Origin of the sequence: Bacillus sp. OV322, assembly GCF_900112495.1 — a bacterium.
In the GTDB taxonomy this organism is placed as follows: Bacteria; Bacillota; Bacilli; order Bacillales; family DSM-1321; genus Peribacillus.
The window spans coordinates 70,887-88,107 of sequence record NZ_FOMA01000007.1 but is presented as its reverse complement, the minus strand read 5'-3'; the positions used below and the strand labels follow the sequence as shown (position 1 = coordinate 88,107).

The window sequence follows — 17,221 nt, the reverse complement described above, 5'->3', positions numbered from 1 at the left end:
AGCGTCGTCTCTTCTTTAACGAATATCTTCCATTTCAATCAGTGCCTTAACAGAAAAACAGGACTCCCCGTCTTAGACGGGAAGTCCTGTTTGCTATTACTGAATGGAAATAATGCCCCTTTCTCCTTGTTCAGCTTTTCCTTGCTTCTTTACATGAAGCTTTGTCAGGTTCGTAAAGATAACAGGTGTAATAGTAGAAGGTGCATTATTTTTTATAAAATCAAGATTGAATGTCAGGATTTCCTGGCCTTTTGCAACTCCTTCTCCTTCATTAACATGAACAGTGAATCCCTCGCCTTGAAGATTGACTGTATCGAGGCCAACATGGATCAGGATCTCGTACCCCTCTTTGGATCGAATGCCAATTGCATGCCTGGTCGGAAAGATGTTGATAATTTCACCGTCCACAGGAGAAACTACAGAACCATTCACAGGCAATATGCCAAAACCATCACCCATCATTTTTTGTGAAAATACCGGATCGGGAATTTCCTCTATCGGAATGATTTCCCCATCGATCGGCATTACAAAATTCTCATTATTCAATGGGAGCATGCCGGCTGTTACCGGCACATCCTGGCAGTCGCTGCTGTCCATGCTTACAGCACTCATATCCAATCTCTTCATGGCATCAGCAACGAATTCCACTTCTGTACCGACGATTATTTGCAGATTTTTTTTATTTAACTTCATAACGCCTCTGGCTCCATGAGCTTTTAAGGAGGAATCATCTACCTTTTCCATGTCTTTCACATTCAGGCGAAGGCGTGTTGCGCAGTTATCAATATTTGAGATATTTTCTTTTCCTCCAATATCATTGATAAAATGATAGGCCATCCTTTCAAACTTATCGCTGCTCAATGTGACAGGTGCAGAGGTCTCCTGCTCCTGCCCGAGTTCAATGTCATCTTCGCGTCCGGGCGTTTTAAGATTGAAGGCTTTGATTAAGAAATAAAAAACAAGGAAATAAACGATTGCATAAATTACTCCGACCAGCAGGATCAATAATGGTTTTTGTGCAATATTAAAGTTCAGCACATAATCAATGGCACCCGCTGAAAAAGTGAATCCATCTTTAATTCCGAGCAGGGAAGTTATCCACATAGAAAGCCCTGTTAATACAGCGTGCACTCCATATAGAAGGGGTGCTATAAACATAAATGAAAACTCGATAGGTTCTGTTATTCCTGTAAGGAAGGATGTCAGGGCAAGTCCTATGAACATCCCTGAAACTTGCTTTCTTTTTTCTGGCTTGGCTGCTGCAATTATGGCAAACGCCGCAGCAGGAAGACCGAACATCATGACCGGGAAGAAGCCAGTCATGTAAGACCCGGCAGTCGGATCGCCGGCAAAAAATCTGGCGATATCCCCGGCTTTACCCTGATATTCACCAAACTGGAACCAAAATAGGCTATTTAAAACATGGTGCAAGCCTAATGGAATCAGCAGACGATTTAATAATCCAAAAAGACCTGATCCGACGGCTCCTAAATCAATCAGCCAATTTCCGACTGCGTTGATGGCATCCTGTACCGGCGGCCAGGCATATCCTGCGATTCCTGCTAAAATAACCATCGCAAGTGATGTTATGATCGGAACAAAACGCCTTCCGCTAAAAAAGCCGAGCCATTCAGGCAGCTTAATATCATGAAACCGATTATATAAAAGACCAGCAATGATCCCCGCTATGATACCGCCGAGAACCCCCATATTGATGCCCTTGTCCAACGATTTCGCGCCTTCTGTCAATACTAAATAACCAATGGCCCCTGAAAGTGCTGCAGCGCCATTGCTGTCCTTAGCGAATCCCATGGCCACCCCAATTGCAAAAATTAAGGGCAAATTTGCAAAAACGGCGTTTCCTGCATTTAGTATAAAGGGAATATTTAATAAATCAGGCTGTCCAAAACGCAGCAAAAGTCCGGCAGCCGGCAATACAGCAATAGGAAGCATTAGTGCTTTTCCGATTCGTTGCAAAAATCCTAACATATGTCCTCACTCCTATTCTTATTGTATTAACAGTAATGAAAGCGATTAATTAACGGAAACATCATATCATGCAAATTATGTATATGTCTATACCAATTTCAGCTAATGAAGTAATTGAAAACTGGGTTTTAACTGATTTTAAAAGGATATTATTCATGAAAATTTGTAAAACATCACCACTAATTATAAACTGCAGTGGAATTAGAGAGGGGAGAATCTGTAGGGGAATCAGCAGACAAGATGCGGCGGGCCGATAAATTAAATATTAAATAAAATTGGTATAGACGACTATAAATGGTTGATGATAAAGTAAAGATGTTGAAACTGAAAGGAAGTTATGAAGATGAATTCCATAGACAATCCTATTTTACTTAAAGACATTGAAATCTATACAGCCAGCAAAATTATCGAACATGGATTCATTAAAATAAAAAACCAAAAAATTATTGAGCTTGGACCTCTTGAAGACCTGGCAGATGAAGAAGGCTGCAAGACTATGGAGATCCCCGGCGGATATACCGCAGTTCCTGGATTTATTGATGTCCATATACATGGTGTAAATGGCGCTGATGTGATGGATTCAACCATAGAAGCGCTGGAGACGATGTCCAGCGCATTGCCAAAAGAAGGTACAACAAGCTTTCTGGCTACGACGATGACACAAGCAGTTGAGGAAATTGAGAAAGCGCTGCAAAACGCGGGAGAGTATATTTCAAACCGCCAATCTCCAGGCAAAGCTGAAGTGCTCGGAATTCATCTGGAAGGGCCATTTGTTAATGCAAATAAAGCAGGGGCCCAGCCTGTCCATCATATAAAGGATCCTGATTTAAAGCTGTTTAAAAGCTGGGAGAACCTTGCGGGCGGCACAATCAAGCTGGTCACCCTGGCACCGGAACAGCCAGGCGGCCTTGAGATGATCCGCTATCTAAAAGAAAACGGAATTATTGCCTCTATAGGACACTCTGATGCTATCTATGAGGAAGTTATGGATGCGATTGATGCAGGGGCCAATCATGTTTCACATTTATACAACCAGATGAGAGGACTTCACCATCGCGAGCCAGGAGTTGTCGGAGCGGCGTTTCTGAGAAATGAATTAAAAGCTGAACTTATTGCAGACGGAGTTCATGTACGCCCGGAAATGGCGGCGCTTGCTCTAAAGCAGAAAAGCAAAGACGGCCTGATTTTAATAACGGATGCCATGCGGGCAAAGTGCCTGAAAAATGGCCAATATGACCTGGGCGGCCAGGACGTCACAGTAGAAAATGGCATGGCGGTTTTAGCGGACGGAACGCTTGCGGGAAGCATTCTGAAATTAGGAAAAGCAGTGACAAACATGATGTCCTTTACAGGCTGCACGCTTAGGGACGCCATTGATATGGCTTCTTCAAATCCTGCCAGGCAATTAAATATATACGACCGGAAAGGAAGCATTGAAGCAGGAAAGGATGCAGATATAGTCATTCTTGATGAAAATCACGAGGTATTTCTTACATTATGCCGGGGGGAAATTGCTTATATCAGAGGAGGAATACAGAAATGAAGACAATCATAGTTAAAGATTATGAAGAAATGAGCCAAAAAGCTGCCGGATATATTATTAAAAAAGTGCGGGAAAACCCTAAGCTAACACTTGGCCTTGCAACTGGGGGTACACCTGTTGGAACATACAGGAACCTGATTGAGGACCATAAAAAAAACGGCACCTCCTACAAGCATGCCACAACCTTTAACTTGGACGAGTATGTGGGCCTGCCTCAGGAGAATCCGCAAAGCTATCGTTCCTTTATGGATGATAACCTTTTTAACCATATTGATATTATTAAAACGGAAACACATGTCCCAAGCGGAAATAAAGAGACACTTCATACAGAATGTGAAAAGTATGAAAAGTTACTGAGCGACCATGGCGGCGTGGATCTTCAGCTTTTAGGAATTGGGGGTAATGGACACATCGGTTTTAACGAACCTGGCACTTCATTTGATTCCAAAACCCATATTGTTGACCTTGCACCTTCTACTATAGAGGCAAACAGCAGGTTTTTTGAAAGCGAGCAAGAGGTTCCGACACAGGCGATTACAATGGGTATTCAAACAATCATGAACAGCAGGGAGATTCTCCTTATCGTCTCTGGAGAAAATAAGAGGGAGGCCCTGTCACAGCTTTTGAATGGAGAAGAAGTGAGTGAGAGCTTCCCTGCCTCGGTGCTCAGAAACCACCCGTGTGTTACAATCATTGCAGATGAATCAGCAAGTGCAAACATCAAATATGGTATTTAAAGGAAAGGTTCGGTTGAATGGCGAATGATAAATAAAAATTCTCCTATTCCTATCTATTATCAGCTTGAGGAGCATATTAAGGAACTAATTGAAAACGGCGAGTTAAAACCGGGAGATTCGCTTCCTGCCGAAAGAGAGTATGCCGAAAAATATCAAATTAGCAGGATGACTGTCAGACAGGCATTTACACAGCTTGTTAATGCCGGATACCTGCACAGGCTGCAGGGGAAGGGCACATTTGTATCACAGCGGAAAATAGAACAGCCGCTTCAGGGCCTGACCAGTTTTACAGAGGATATGAAGGCAAGGGGCCTTGCGCCTGGCAGCCAATTAGTGAACTTTGAAATCATTCCTGCCGCAAGCCAGATTGCCCACACTTTATCCATAGGTGAATATGGCCCTGTTTACGAAATAAAAAGAATCCGTCTGGCTGATGACGTTCCTATGGCCCTGGAGACCAACTATATTTCTGCAAACCTTATTAAAGGCCTTACAGAAGATATCGTGAACCGCTCTTTGTATGCCTATATAGAGGAACAGCTTGGCTTTCATATAGAACATGCTTCACAGGTCATTGAGTCTTCAATTGCAAGCAAAATGGAAGCGAAATTCCTCAAAATCCAAACAGGTGCGCCTGTTATGCGAATCGAGAGGAATACGTTTTTGAAAGACGGCACACCGGTTGAGTTTGTTAAATCTTCTTATCGTGCAGATCGTTATAAATTCATGATTTCTATGAAACGCTGAAACAAAAAGGTGGAAGCTCTTAACATGTTTAATCCATATTTTAAGAAAATTAAACAACTGATAGATACCGTGGAAAAAGAGGAAATTGGAGCGATTAACAACGCAGCAAACAAAATTGCAGAGTGCATCCAAGCCGATGGAATACTCCATGTTTTCGGCTGCGGCCATTCTCATTTGCTGGGTGAAGAGCTTTTTTACCGGGCAGGAGGGCTTGTGCCTGTCAGTCCGATTTTAATCGAGGATTTAATGCTGCATAAAGGCGCCGTACGTTCTTCTAAGCTCGAACGGCAAAATGGCCTTGCCAGGGAGTTTATGCAGGATATTTCCATAAAGCCGGGAGATGTCATGATTGTTGCTTCTACTTCTGGCAGAAATCCCGTCCCGATTGATGTAGCAGATACAGCAAGGGAAAGGGGAGCCTTTGTGATTGTAATCACTTCGCCCCGCTATGCCAATTCTCAATCTTCCCGGCATAGCAGCGGGAAATACCTTTATCAAGCAGGTGATCTTACAATCGACAACCACATTGAAGCTGGAGACACGCTTATGAAGGAAGAAGCATTGGATATTGGTTTTGGCTCTGGATCAACTATCATTGGCATGGCCATACTTAATGGAATCATAACAGAAGCCGTAAAAATAATGATTTCAAAAGGTTTTACACCACCTATATTTAAAAGCGGCAATGTGGATGGTGCAAAGGAGCATAACAGCAAGCTGATTGACCGCTATAAAAACAGAATTCCGATGCTGGAATCCTGAATGAAGATGGGCTGATGCTCATCTTTTTTTTTAGGCTGTTTTCGTAAACTTTGTTGTATGAAACAAGTGGTTGATTTCCGCTCCAGGATGCTCGCTTTCCGCCTCGGCTGTGCCTGCGGGGTCTCACCTTCCCGCTAATCTAAGCAGGAGTCTCGCACCTTACGCTCCAATCAGCCTGACTTAGCAAAGGGAACGCCTCACTAACAAAAAAAACAACAACAATCTTTAAGAAAAGTTCCTTTTTTATGATTCCAAGCAGCACGGCGAAAAACAGCAGACAGTCTCAAACATCATCTTTTCGAAATAAAACGTTAGATGTATAATGAAACGGGGAAATGACTAAATTTTCTTAAGTTTATGTTCAAAGCATTCAGCACAGGGGAATGACCAAGAGGGGGAAATGCAGTATGAATATCGAGAAATTTCAAGAAAGCATGTACAGCTTAATTGTGGAAACGTCTACAAACCTTCCGAAAGATGTGCGCAGAGCCATTAAACAGGCGAAGCAGCTTGAAAATGCGGGAACCCGTTCTGCCATGAGTTTATCAACCATCACTGAAAATATAACAATGGCAGATGACAATGTATCGCCGATTTGCCAGGATACAGGTCTGCCGACTTTTAAAATCAAAACGCCGGTTGGGGTAAACCAGCTAGAAATTAAAAGTGCAATCAAAAATGCAATGGTATTGGCTACAAAAGCGGGCAAGCTTCGTCCAAATGCAGTTGATTCATTGACAGGGGACAACAGCGGAGACAACCTTGGCGAAGGATTGCCAGTTATGAAATTCGAACAATGGGAAAAGGATTATATAGATGTCCGCCTGATTTTAAAAGGCGGCGGCTGTGAAAATAAAAACATTCAGTATAGCCTGCCATGCGAGCTGGAAGGACTAGGGAAAGCAGGACGTGATCTAGACGGGATCCGTAAATGCATTCTTCATTCTGTGTATCAGGCCCAGGGACAAGGCTGCAGTGCGGGATTTATCGGAGTGGGCATCGGCGGCGACCGTTCATCCGGCTATGATTTGGCCAAGCAGCAGCTTTTCAGGAGCAATGATGATATTAACCCGCATGAAGATCTAAGAAAGCTTGAAGAATATATTATTAAAAACGCCAACGAGCTTGGAATCGGGACTATGGGCTTTGGCGGGGAAACGACTCTTTTAGGCTGCAAAATCGGCGTCATGCACCGTATACCTGCAAGCTTCTTTGTATCTGTTGCATATAATTGCTGGGCTTTCCGCAGGCTTGGTGTGGCCATCCATCCGGAAACCGGCGAAATCAATGAATGGCTCTATCAGGAAGGCGAAAAAATTGATTTTGGTGCCGAAAGAGAAACAGCTGACGTTGAATCAGCAGCGGCAGCAGAAGATGCTGCTCCAGCCAGCCGTGAAGTAGTATTGACTGCTCCTATCACAGAGGAACAGATTCGTGAATTAAAAGTGGGCGATGTGGTCCATATAAATGGGATGATGTACACAGGACGCGATGCCATCCATAAATATCTGTCCGAACATGATTCACCTGTAGACTTGAATGGACAAATCATCTACCACTGCGGTCCGGTCATGCTCAAAGACCAGGAAGGCAACTGGCATGTAAAAGCTGCCGGACCTACAACAAGCATCCGTGAAGAGCCCTACCAGGGAGACATCATGAAAAGGTTCGGCATACGCGCTGTAATTGGAAAAGGCGGAATGGGCCCTAAAACGCTTGCTGCCCTGCAGGAGCATGGTGGCGTATACCTGAATGCCATCGGAGGTGCAGCACAATATTATGCTGACTGCATCAAGTCTGTTGAAGGTGTCGATTTGACACAGTTCGGTATCCCGGAAGCCATGTGGCACTTAAAGGCAGAGGGCTTCACTGCAGTCGTGACCATGGATTCCCATGGAAACAGCCTGCATAAAGATGTACAGCAATCCTCGCTTGAGAAGCTGTCACAGTTTAAAGAACCTGTGTTTAAGTAAAGAACCGTCAGTGAAATGTCAGCTTCCTTATCAGAAGCTGGCGTTTTTTATGGAAAATTTAAAACACAATTGGCTCGAATCACAGAGGAATTGGCTTGAATGTAGCTTAAATCGACATAATTATCCAATTATATGGAAAATCAGGCTAAAGAGATGCAGTTTTTTTAAAAAAAACAGCTCTCGCCCGGACAAACATAAGAGCTTGTACATAAGGTATAGAGAAAGGAGAGTGATTACTATATGAATAACAATTACAAGCATAACAATTACATCTTATACTTTCTTGCCATCTTGAGCGGCTTTGCTTTGGTTATTCTTCCGGGACTAGTGACAGCTGGTGCGCTTGCTTCCTTCGTTGCGTCCATCGCCCCTGTTGCTATTAGCATTGGCTTGATTACTGTTGTTGTTTTCTCTCTTGTTTTAATTTATTTGGCATTTAAATCACTATTTGCCTAAGAAATAAAACGGGGGCTCTATTTTCAAAATAGGGCCCTTTTCTATGCCGTATATTTTCCCTCCAACTCCAAACAATAAAAAAAAGAAATGGATGGAGGAAATAAGGTGAAGAAATATATTCTCCTGATCATGCTGTTAACGCTGCTGCCTTTGCACGCAAATGCCGGGCCGTCTAATACATCTTATAACTGGGGTTTTAATAAAGGGAAGAATGGACAGCCAGCTGAAGCAGGGGCCATGTATGATAACATGATAAAAAAATATGGTGCAGTCTATAAAGGGGATTCTGCTAAAAAAGACATTTACTTAACATTTGATAATGGCTATGAAAACGGCTATACCGGAAAAATTCTGGATGTTATGAAAAAGCAGCATGTGCCTGCCGCATTTTTTGTAACAGGCCATTACTTAAAATCAGCTCCAGACCTTGTGAAAAGGATGGCGGCGGAAGGGCATATTGTCGGGAATCACTCTTGGAGCCATCCAGATATGTCAAGAACCGCAGATGCTGTCATTAAATCCGAGCTGCAAAAGGTAAAAGATGAAACACAGAAAATCACGGGACAAAAAACGATGAGCTACTTAAGGCCTCCGCGAGGGGTGTTCAGTGAGCGGACTATGGATGTTGCCAGAAAAGAGGGATATTATCATATTTTCTGGTCTCTTGCTTATAAGGATTGGATTACCGATGAGCAAAAGGGTGCGCAATATGCACATGATGCTGTAATGAAGCAAATTCATCCTGGAGCGATTTTGCTGCTTCACACTGTTTCCAAGGATAACGCGGACGCTCTGGACTCGATCATCACGGATCTGAAAAAACAGGGCTATGTATTTAAAAGCCTTGATGATTTAATGATTAAAGATCATTTGCCGGATAAAATGCTCTATTGATGCAGCGGCATTAAAGTGAAAGAGCTGTCTCTTTGCTTTGATGCCGTTTTTTCTATTGAGCTTATTATTGAAGGGGACAAGTATTATTGCCGGAAACATGCTATAATACGTGGAAAACTGCTAAAGGAAGATGACTGTGTGGACTGAAAAATTATCGGTGCAGGCCCCTTATAACTTTGAACTGGTTCTTGAACGCCTGCTGCTTGATCCGCTGCATGCAGTGGACGCGGAAAACAAAACTGTTAAGGTCCCTCTTACTATAGAAGGAAATCCTCTGGTGTTCACAGTAAAAAGCATGGGGAGTACAGAAGAGCCGCTGTTTGAAATACAAGGTGAGACAACGGAATTTAAAGACCTGGCCCTTCAGCGTATAAAGAAAATTTTTCATTGGCATCAGCCTTTACATACAATAACTTCGCATTTTGAGGGCTCGGATTTAAAAGAAATATTCGCTGAACATCGCGGAACGGCCATCGTTCTAGATTTTGATTATTACAGCTGTTTAGTTAAATGCATTATCCATCAGCAATTGAACCTCGCCTTTGCACACACCCTGACGGAGAGATTCGTGCATGCATTCGGCTTTCAAAAGGAGGGTGTATGGTTTTATCCTGCTCCCGAAACAGCTGCTGCACTGACAGTCGAGCAGCTGAGAAAGCTTCAATTCAGCACCCGAAAAGCAGAATATGTGATTGGGCTTTCTGGCCTGATTGCAGATGGAAGCTTGAACCTGGAGGAACTGGCTCAAAAGCCAGATGAAGAAATCATCAATACATTAATAAAGATACGGGGGATTGGAAAGTGGACAGCCGAAAATTTTCTTTTATTCGGTGCAGGGCGTCCAAATCTTTTCCCGAAAGCAGATATCGGCATCCAAAATGCACTGAAGCAATTATATGGATTGGATACTAAACCAAATCAGGATGAAATGGAAAGCTACAGCAAGAGCTGGGCGCCATTTTTAAGCTATGCATCCCTTTATTTATGGAGAAGCATTGAAAAACGGAGTGAGAAGAAATGAAAACAGAAGATAACCAATTGGAAGTTAACCAGACTTTCCCCTTAACAATAAAAAGACTTGGCATTAACGGTGAAGGAGTCGGCTATTTTAAACGGAAAGTCGTCTTTGTGCCAGGAGCTCTTCCAGGAGAAGAAATTGTGGCTGAAGCTGTTAAAGTACAGTCTAAATTCTCAGAAGCGAAGATTAAAACAATACGTAAACCTTCCCCGGACCGCATCAACCCTCCTTGTCCGGTGTATGAAGAGTGCGGCGGATGCCAGCTTCAGCATATGAGCTACAGCAGGCAGCTCACAGAAAAGCGTGATATCGTAATCCAGTCCATGGAGCGTTACGGTAAAGTGCCGCTGGATTCATTGAATATAAAAGAAACGATTGGAATGGAAGATCCGTGGTTTTACCGTAATAAAAGCCAATTTCAGGTCGGCCTTAAAAACGGGAAAGTGATTGCAGGGCTATATGGATTGAATTCACATGATTTGATTGATATCCCTAATTGCATTGTACAGCATCCAAAAAGCAATAAAGCAACAAGGATGATTAAGAAAATCCTTACAAATCTTGGCATTTCAATTTATAACGAGAGAAAGAAAAAAGGCGCTATCCGGACAATCATCACCCGTGTAGGATTTGAAACCGGCGAAGTCCAGGTCGTGCTTGTCACAAACACGGAAGAGCTGCCGCAAAAGGATAAGCTGATTGAATTGATCAAAAGTCAGCTTCCTGAAGTAAAGTCCATCATTCAAAATGTGAACAATAAAAATACATCCCTGATTTTTGGCGACAAAACGATCCTGCTGGATGGGGAACAGGTAATTACCGAAACACTTGGAGACCTATCGTATGAACTGTCAGCACGGACATTCTTCCAGCTGAATCCGATCCAGACTGTTAAATTATACGATGAAGTCAAAAAGGCAGCAGCTTTGACAGGCACTGAAAAAGTTGTGGATGCTTATTGCGGAGTCGGCACGATCGGCCTATGGCTTGCTGGCGATGCCAAAGAAGTCCGTGGTATGGACACAATCAGAGAATCTGTCGAAGACGCAAGGCAAAACGCAAAGCGCCATAAAATGAACAACGTAAAATATGAAACAGGAAAAGCAGAAAACATCCTGCCGCGCTGGGCCAAAGAAGGCTGGAAGCCAGATGTGCTTGTTGCCGACCCGCCAAGAAGCGGCTTAGATGACAATCTGCTGCAAACGATCCTGAAAGTACAGCCGAAGAAAGTCATATACGTATCCTGCAATCCATCCACACTTGCGAAGGACCTGCAGATCCTAAGCAAGAGCTACAAAGTAAAATACATGCAGCCTGTCGATATGTTCCCGCAGACAGCTCATGTGGAAGTTGTAACGGAATTGGAATTGAAGATTTAATAACAAAATACCATTGCATTGCCAGAATGACCCTTATTTCGTGGAATTTTTGCGATTTCGGGGTTTTTTCCTTTTGAATTCTTGTTTTGTTCAGGGCTTTTAAGCAAAGCCAAAGCAGAGGAGGCTGGATGAATGGCAGATACTAAAAGAGATAATTTTGGTTGTAAAGAGAATATGATGCTAAAATAAATTCCGGGCCAGTTTGATAAAAAGTGCCTAAGCATGGTATAAGTGTAGATGAAGCAGGGACATGCTGCTTTTTAATTTTGGGCTGCGATTTTCGGTAACCCATTATGAGAGGATTGAAATTTGAAGATGAACGATAATTTTTGGCGTGATTTACCGCGTCCATTTTTTATACTGGCTCCAATGGAGGATGTGACGGATGTTGTTTTTCGTCATGTAGTGAGTGAAGCAGCCAGACCTGATGTATTTTTTACTGAGTTTACGAACTCTGAGAGTTATTGTCACCCTGAGGGGAAACAGAGTGTGCGCGGACGTTTGACTTTTACTGAGGATGAACAGCCGATGGTAGCCCATATATGGGGGGATAAGCCTGAAAACTTCCGGAAAATGAGTATTGGCATGGCGGAAATGGGCTACCGGGGAGTGGATATCAATATGGGCTGTCCTGTACCTAATGTGACACAAAATGGGAAGGGAAGCGGCCTGATCCTCCGTCCAGAGGTTGCAGCAGAATTAATACAAGCAGCTAAAGCAGGAGGCTTGCCTGTAAGTGTAAAGACAAGGCTTGGTTTCACGGATGTCGATGAATGGAAAGGGTGGCTGACCCACATTCTGAAACAAGACATTGTTAATCTTTCCATTCATCTGCGTACAAGGCAGGAAATGAGCAAAGTGGATGCTCACTGGGAACTGATCCCGGAAATCAAAAAACTTCGTGACCAGGTGGCACCAGGCACACTCCTGACAATCAACGGAGATATCCCTGACCGTCAAACTGGCTTACAGCTCGCCAATCAATACGGTATAGACGGGGTTATGATTGGGCGCGGCATTTTCAATAATCCATTTGCCTTTGAAAAGCAGCCAAAAGAGCATAGCAGTAAGGAATTGCTTGATCTCTTAAGGCTGCATGTGGATCTTCATGATAAATATTCAAAACTAGAGCTGCGTTCGTTCAAGGCCCTTCATCGCTTTTTCAAGATATATGTCCGCTCCTTTCCCGGCGCAAGTGAATTAAGAAATCAATTAATGAACACAAATTCAACAGATGAAGTCCGCTCATTGCTCGATAAATTTGTATCAGAAAATCTTTAAGGGTACAGGAGAGCAGGACTTGATTCCGGGAGTTTGAATGTTTCCTTAGCAGTTAATTGGCTGGTGTGAAGGCGGTATAGAACCGGATCCGTACCGCCAATTTTTTTGCTTTGTTTTTTTGTTAGTACAGTACTCTATTTCAGGATGTTTAGCAGACCGGAGGGAGCATGACTTATGACAGTCTGCTCTTGTGTTTCTTTGCAGCAGTGTAATAGTTAATTTTTTCAAGAATAAGCTCTACCGGGGCGAATTTCGTTCAAATATAGTAAAATAGATAGAGAATGTTATAGACGAAAGGAATTAACTAACATGACATACAAAATGATTGTCCTCGATTTAGATGATACATTGCTGCGTAATGATTTGACGATTTCTCCAAGGACCAAGCAGGCCTTGATGGATGCCCAGGAAATGGGGGCTAAGGTTGTACTGGCTTCAGGGCGGCCGACAAGTGCGATGCTTCCGATTGCTGAGGAACTGAAATTAAAGGAGTACGGCAGCTTTATTCTTTCTTTTAATGGAGCGAAAATAATCAATTGCCAAACAGGGGAGGAATTGTTCAGCTCTACATTGCCGACTGAAACAATCCATCAATTATATGACATCAGCCGCAGGGAAAACGTCTTGATCCATACGTATGTCGGAGATACGATTGTGACTGAAGATGCAAATCCGTACACAGATGTTGAAGGCCAGCTGACTAACCTGCCAATACACGTTGTAGATAGCTTTAAAGAGGCTGTAACAGAGCCGGTTGTGAAAGCATTAATGCTTGAAGAACCTGATTTTCTTAAAAAAGTGGAAGAAAAGCTTCAGAAAGAATTTGCAGGAAGCTTAAGCGTAATGCGGTCAAAACCATTCTTCCTCGAGTTCACTGAAGCAGGTGTAACAAAAGGGACCAGCCTGAACTCTCTTATCGGCAAGCTTGGCATCAGCCGTGATGAAGTGATAGCGGTCGGCGACAGCAATAATGACTTATCTATGATTGAATTTGCAGGCCTTGGAGTTGCCATGGGAAATGCAACTGATGAAATAAAAGCAAAAGCTGATTTTATCACAGATTCTAATATGAATGACGGCGTTGCTAAAGTAGTTGAAGAGTTTATTCTAAAAACAGTATCTGTACAATAAACCGGGTCTTTTTGCTATGGTAATTGTGAATACTTTCACATCACTTTCCTATAATGATGGAGCAGAAGCAGGGTGCCACAAGCAAAAATCTATCTGCAAGGCTGTTTTTGTAAGCTTTGTTGCTATGAAACAAGTGGTTGATTTCCGCTCCAGGATGCTCGCTTTCCGCGGGGCGGGCGGTGAGCCTCCTCTGCTGCGCATGCGGGGTCTCACCTTCCCGCTAATCCCGCAGGAGTCTCGCACCTTACGCTCCAATCAACCCGATTTAACAATGTGATTGCCTCACAGGACTCATTCAAAAACAACAATTTTTAAGAAAAGAGCCATCCGCAAAAAGAAGATTTAATATTGTAGAAAGGCAGCTTCCGTCTTATCAGCGGAGTTGCCTTTTTTACCGTTAGCTCTGTTATAGTTCTATTGCTTTTCACTGCTTTAATACATAATCGTACAGGTAAATCTGTAAAACATGTCTCTGACGTGTTAAGCTAGTTATTCAATGGCCGGCAGGTAATGGGTATTGATGAAGGATACTGGAGATACAATATTAAGGATTATACTTAATGATATTTATTACAATAAAGTATAAAGCAATAATGCTTTGACTTTCCAAGCAGGGGGAACTAAAGATGGTTATGGATAATAATGATATATTAATTAGATTGAGATATGCACTGGATATTAAAAATACAGATATGGTAAAGATTTTTAATCTTGGAGGCATCGAAACATCTAAAGAAGAAGTGCTGAAAATGCTTATTAAATCCAAGGACAGTTATTATGATGAAGCAGGCAATGATGATCCGGAAGAAGAGAATATAAAAGTCGATAATTACACGCTAGAATCATTTTTAAATGGACTTATTGTATTTAAACGGGGAAAACAAGAAACAAAACCTGGACAGCCTGAAAGACCGGCAATTACCATCAAAAATAATGGCAGCGTCAATAACGTCTTACTGAAGAAATTAAAAATAGCACTATCACTAACAAGCGAAGATATGATTGAAATATTAGATGACGCGGGAGTCGTTATATCTAAAGGGGAATTAGGCGCATTATTAAGAAAAGAAGGACATAAGAATTATAAAGCTTGCGGTGACCGGTACGCCAGGAATTTCCTGAAGGGATTAGCTTTAAGTTACAGAGCATAATGGAATGCCAGTTTTAAATTTTAGCGTGAAACATTTATTAAATAAATACTGTTTTGCTACATAGGTATGAATGAAGGCAGTCACCCACAGGGCGGCTGCCTTTTCATTGGTATAAATAAAACACTAGCCTGTGAATGGTTTGTACATAATAAACCTTAAACGCGTCAATTATGCAGGGTGCGGGTATAATATGATGTATGTTGATATTTATCAGGCTTCCTGGTTCTGGAAGAAAAAATAAGTGAGAACAATGCCGATGGTTTACTGTAAAACAAAGAAAGGGGAGAGATGATGAAAAAAGAAATAAGTGAAACAGGCTGGAATTTTGACAATAGTTATGCACGCCTTCCTGAATCGTTTTTTACAAATATCGAATTAAATCCGGTACGCTCGCCTGAGCTGGTTATTCTTAATAAACCGCTGGCTGTATCATTGGGACTTAACGCTTTGGAGCTTCAAAGTGAAGATGGTGTAGAAGTGCTGGCAGGCAACCGCATACCTGAAGGAGGTATGGCACTTGCCCAAGCTTACGCCGGGCATCAGTTCGGGCAATTGAATATGTTAGGTGATGGACGGGCTTTACTGCTGGGAGAGCAGATTACTCCTGGAGATGAGCGTGCTGATATTCAGCTTAAGGGTTCAGGCAGGACCCCTTATTCCCGCGGAGGAGACGGGAGAGCAGCACTCGGGCCGATGCTGCGTGAATATATCATCAGTGAAGCCATGCATGCACTCGGTATTCCTACTACCCGCAGTCTGGCAGTGGTGAAAACTGGCGAGACCATAAACCGCGAAACAGTGCTGCCGGGTGCAGTTATGACGCGCGTGGCTGCCAGCCATCTTCGTGTGGGAACTTTTCAATATGCTGCAGGTGCAAAAGCGGTAACAGCTGGAGAACTTCAAGTATTAGCAGATTATGCTTTGAAGCGCCATTTCCCTGAGGTGGAAGATGATGAAAATCGATATCTTTCCCTGCTTCAGGAAGTAATCATACGCCAGGCTGCCCTGATTGCAAAATGGCAGCTGGCTGGTTTTATCCACGGAGTAATGAATACCGACAATATGGCGATAAGCGGGGAAACCATTGATTATGGCCCTTGCGCATTTATGGATGTGTATGATCCGGCAACAGTTTTCAGTTCCATTGATATTCAGGGACGCTATGCTTTTGCAAATCAGCCGAATATAGGCGGCTGGAACCTTGCGCGATTCGCTGAATCCCTGCTGACTCTGCTGCATGATGATCCAAAAGAGGCTGTCAAGCTGGCCCAGGATGCAATCTCGGAATTTCCTAAGCTATATCACCAAAACTGGCTGGCTGGAATGAGAGCAAAACTAGGTTTGTTTAATGAAGAGGAAGATGATCAGGCACTTATCGAAGATCTTCTCAGCATGATGCATGAATATAAAGCGGATTATACGAATACCTTCCGTGCATTAACGTTGGACAACCTTGAGGACATAGAGATGTTTGGTGCAGAGGAATTTGCTAAGTGGCAAGCAGCCTGGAAGGGGAGGCTTGAAAGGCAGGCAGAATCGGCGCACTCATCGAAAGAGCTGATGAAAAGCAGCAATCCAGCCATCATCCCCCGTAACCACAGGGTAGAAGAGGCGCTGGAAGCTGCAAATCAAGGAGACTACAGTGTGATGGAAAAGCTGCTTAAGGCACTTTCTAACCCATACGACTATTCGCCTGAACTGGAAGAATACACGAAACTGCCTGAAACAACAAACTGTGCTTATCAAACCTATTGCGGGACATAATGAGATAAACGCATTACATCGCATCGCAATAAATTAGGTTAATATTTTATCCAGGCTTAAGGCCTCTCCTTATAAAAGGAGAGGCCTTAAATTTGTTGATCCATGATTCTGAGGATTTTTAGCTTTAGTAACCTGAATATTGCGGGTTACTAAAGCTAATCCAAATAATTCTAGCGAGATTGAAAGGTATTGGAGTGGATTAAGGAACTATCCATGCAGAATTATAGGAGTTTATGCCCCGGTGGGAAAACAAACCTAACAGATCATGAAAAAAGCCATTGTTTTACTGACGAAAATGAAGATACTGCCAATGAAGCTTCGATCCAGTTTCAGTTTTATTCATTTATATGTGACTCTTTTTTTTATCCAACTAAATAGGAGATATCCGTTTTTATC

General features: G+C 42.8%; 15 protein-coding genes. 14 read left to right on the top strand and 1 reads right to left on the bottom strand.

Going from position 1 to position 17,221, the window contains the following annotated elements:
• Positions 1–96: 96 nt before the first annotated feature.
• Positions 97–1,989 carry an N-acetylglucosamine-specific PTS transporter subunit IIBC gene (gene nagE / locus BM126_RS17460; protein ID WP_090990715.1) on the bottom strand — a complete coding sequence of 631 codons (1,893 nt, stop codon included), beginning with the start codon at positions 1,987–1,989 and terminating at the stop codon, positions 97–99.
• A 343-nt stretch (positions 1,990–2,332) separates the two neighbouring features.
• On the opposite strand from nagE, the gene nagA reads away from it, so the two are divergent.
• From nagA to BM126_RS17390, 14 genes are all read left to right on the top strand, one after another.
• A complete protein-coding gene (gene nagA / locus BM126_RS17455) occupies positions 2,333–3,532 on the top strand; it encodes an N-acetylglucosamine-6-phosphate deacetylase (RefSeq protein WP_090990714.1) in 1,200 nt (399 codons plus the stop codon).
• Entirely contained in the window at positions 3,529–4,269 is a 741-nt protein-coding gene (nagB, locus tag BM126_RS17450) for a glucosamine-6-phosphate deaminase (protein WP_090990713.1), read from the top strand. Before nagA ends, nagB begins: the two co-directional genes overlap by 4 nt.
• Positions 4,270–4,293: 24 nt before the next feature.
• Positions 4,294–5,016 (top strand): GntR family transcriptional regulator, encoded by a 723-nt coding sequence (locus tag BM126_RS17445; RefSeq protein ID WP_090990712.1) that lies wholly within the window; start codon positions 4,294–4,296, stop codon positions 5,014–5,016.
• Positions 5,017–5,040: 24 nt separating this feature from the next.
• A complete protein-coding gene (locus BM126_RS17440; RefSeq protein ID WP_090990711.1) occupies positions 5,041–5,778 on the top strand; it encodes an SIS domain-containing protein in 738 nt (245 codons plus the stop codon).
• Positions 5,779–6,185: 407 nt separating this feature from the next.
• Positions 6,186–7,751 carry a fumarate hydratase gene (locus BM126_RS17435; protein WP_090990710.1) on the top strand — a complete coding sequence of 522 codons (1,566 nt, stop codon included), beginning with the start codon at positions 6,186–6,188 and terminating at the stop codon, positions 7,749–7,751.
• A 240-nt stretch (positions 7,752–7,991) separates the two neighbouring features.
• Positions 7,992–8,207 carry a hypothetical protein gene (locus BM126_RS17430; RefSeq protein WP_090990709.1) on the top strand — a complete coding sequence of 72 codons (216 nt, stop codon included), beginning with the start codon at positions 7,992–7,994 and terminating at the stop codon, positions 8,205–8,207.
• Positions 8,208–8,336: 129 nt separating this feature from the next.
• Positions 8,337–9,101: a delta-lactam-biosynthetic de-N-acetylase gene (gene pdaA / locus BM126_RS17425; protein WP_090990880.1), complete on the top strand. Its 765-nt coding sequence runs from the start codon at positions 8,337–8,339 to the stop codon at positions 9,099–9,101.
• Between the two features lie 136 nt (positions 9,102–9,237).
• Positions 9,238–10,122, top strand: a complete 885-nt coding sequence (locus BM126_RS17420) for a DNA-3-methyladenine glycosylase family protein (protein WP_090990708.1) — start codon at positions 9,238–9,240, stop codon at positions 10,120–10,122.
• Positions 10,119–11,498, top strand: coding sequence for a 23S rRNA (uracil(1939)-C(5))-methyltransferase RlmD (rlmD, locus tag BM126_RS17415; RefSeq protein ID WP_090990707.1), 1,380 nt, complete (start codon positions 10,119–10,121; stop codon positions 11,496–11,498). The genes BM126_RS17420 and rlmD overlap by 4 nt, the downstream gene beginning before the upstream one ends.
• A 315-nt stretch (positions 11,499–11,813) precedes the next feature.
• The gene (locus tag BM126_RS17410) at positions 11,814–12,779 is read left to right on the top strand and encodes a tRNA dihydrouridine synthase (RefSeq protein WP_090990879.1); all 966 of its coding nucleotides are present in this window, start codon (positions 11,814–11,816) and stop codon (positions 12,777–12,779) included.
• Positions 12,780–13,088: 309 nt separating this feature from the next.
• Positions 13,089–13,910, top strand: coding sequence for a Cof-type HAD-IIB family hydrolase (locus BM126_RS17405; RefSeq protein ID WP_090990706.1), 822 nt, complete (start codon positions 13,089–13,091; stop codon positions 13,908–13,910).
• A 25-nt stretch (positions 13,911–13,935) separates the two neighbouring features.
• Positions 13,936–14,187, top strand: a complete 252-nt coding sequence (locus BM126_RS22540; RefSeq protein WP_177201475.1) for a hypothetical protein — start codon at positions 13,936–13,938, stop codon at positions 14,185–14,187.
• Between the two features lie 349 nt (positions 14,188–14,536).
• A complete protein-coding gene (locus BM126_RS17395) occupies positions 14,537–15,061 on the top strand; it encodes a YehS family protein (protein ID WP_090990704.1) in 525 nt (174 codons plus the stop codon).
• 288 nt (positions 15,062–15,349) lie between these two features.
• Entirely contained in the window at positions 15,350–16,825 is a 1,476-nt protein-coding gene (locus BM126_RS17390; protein ID WP_090990703.1) for a protein adenylyltransferase SelO, read from the top strand.
• The last annotated feature ends 396 nt before the right edge of the window (positions 16,826–17,221 follow it).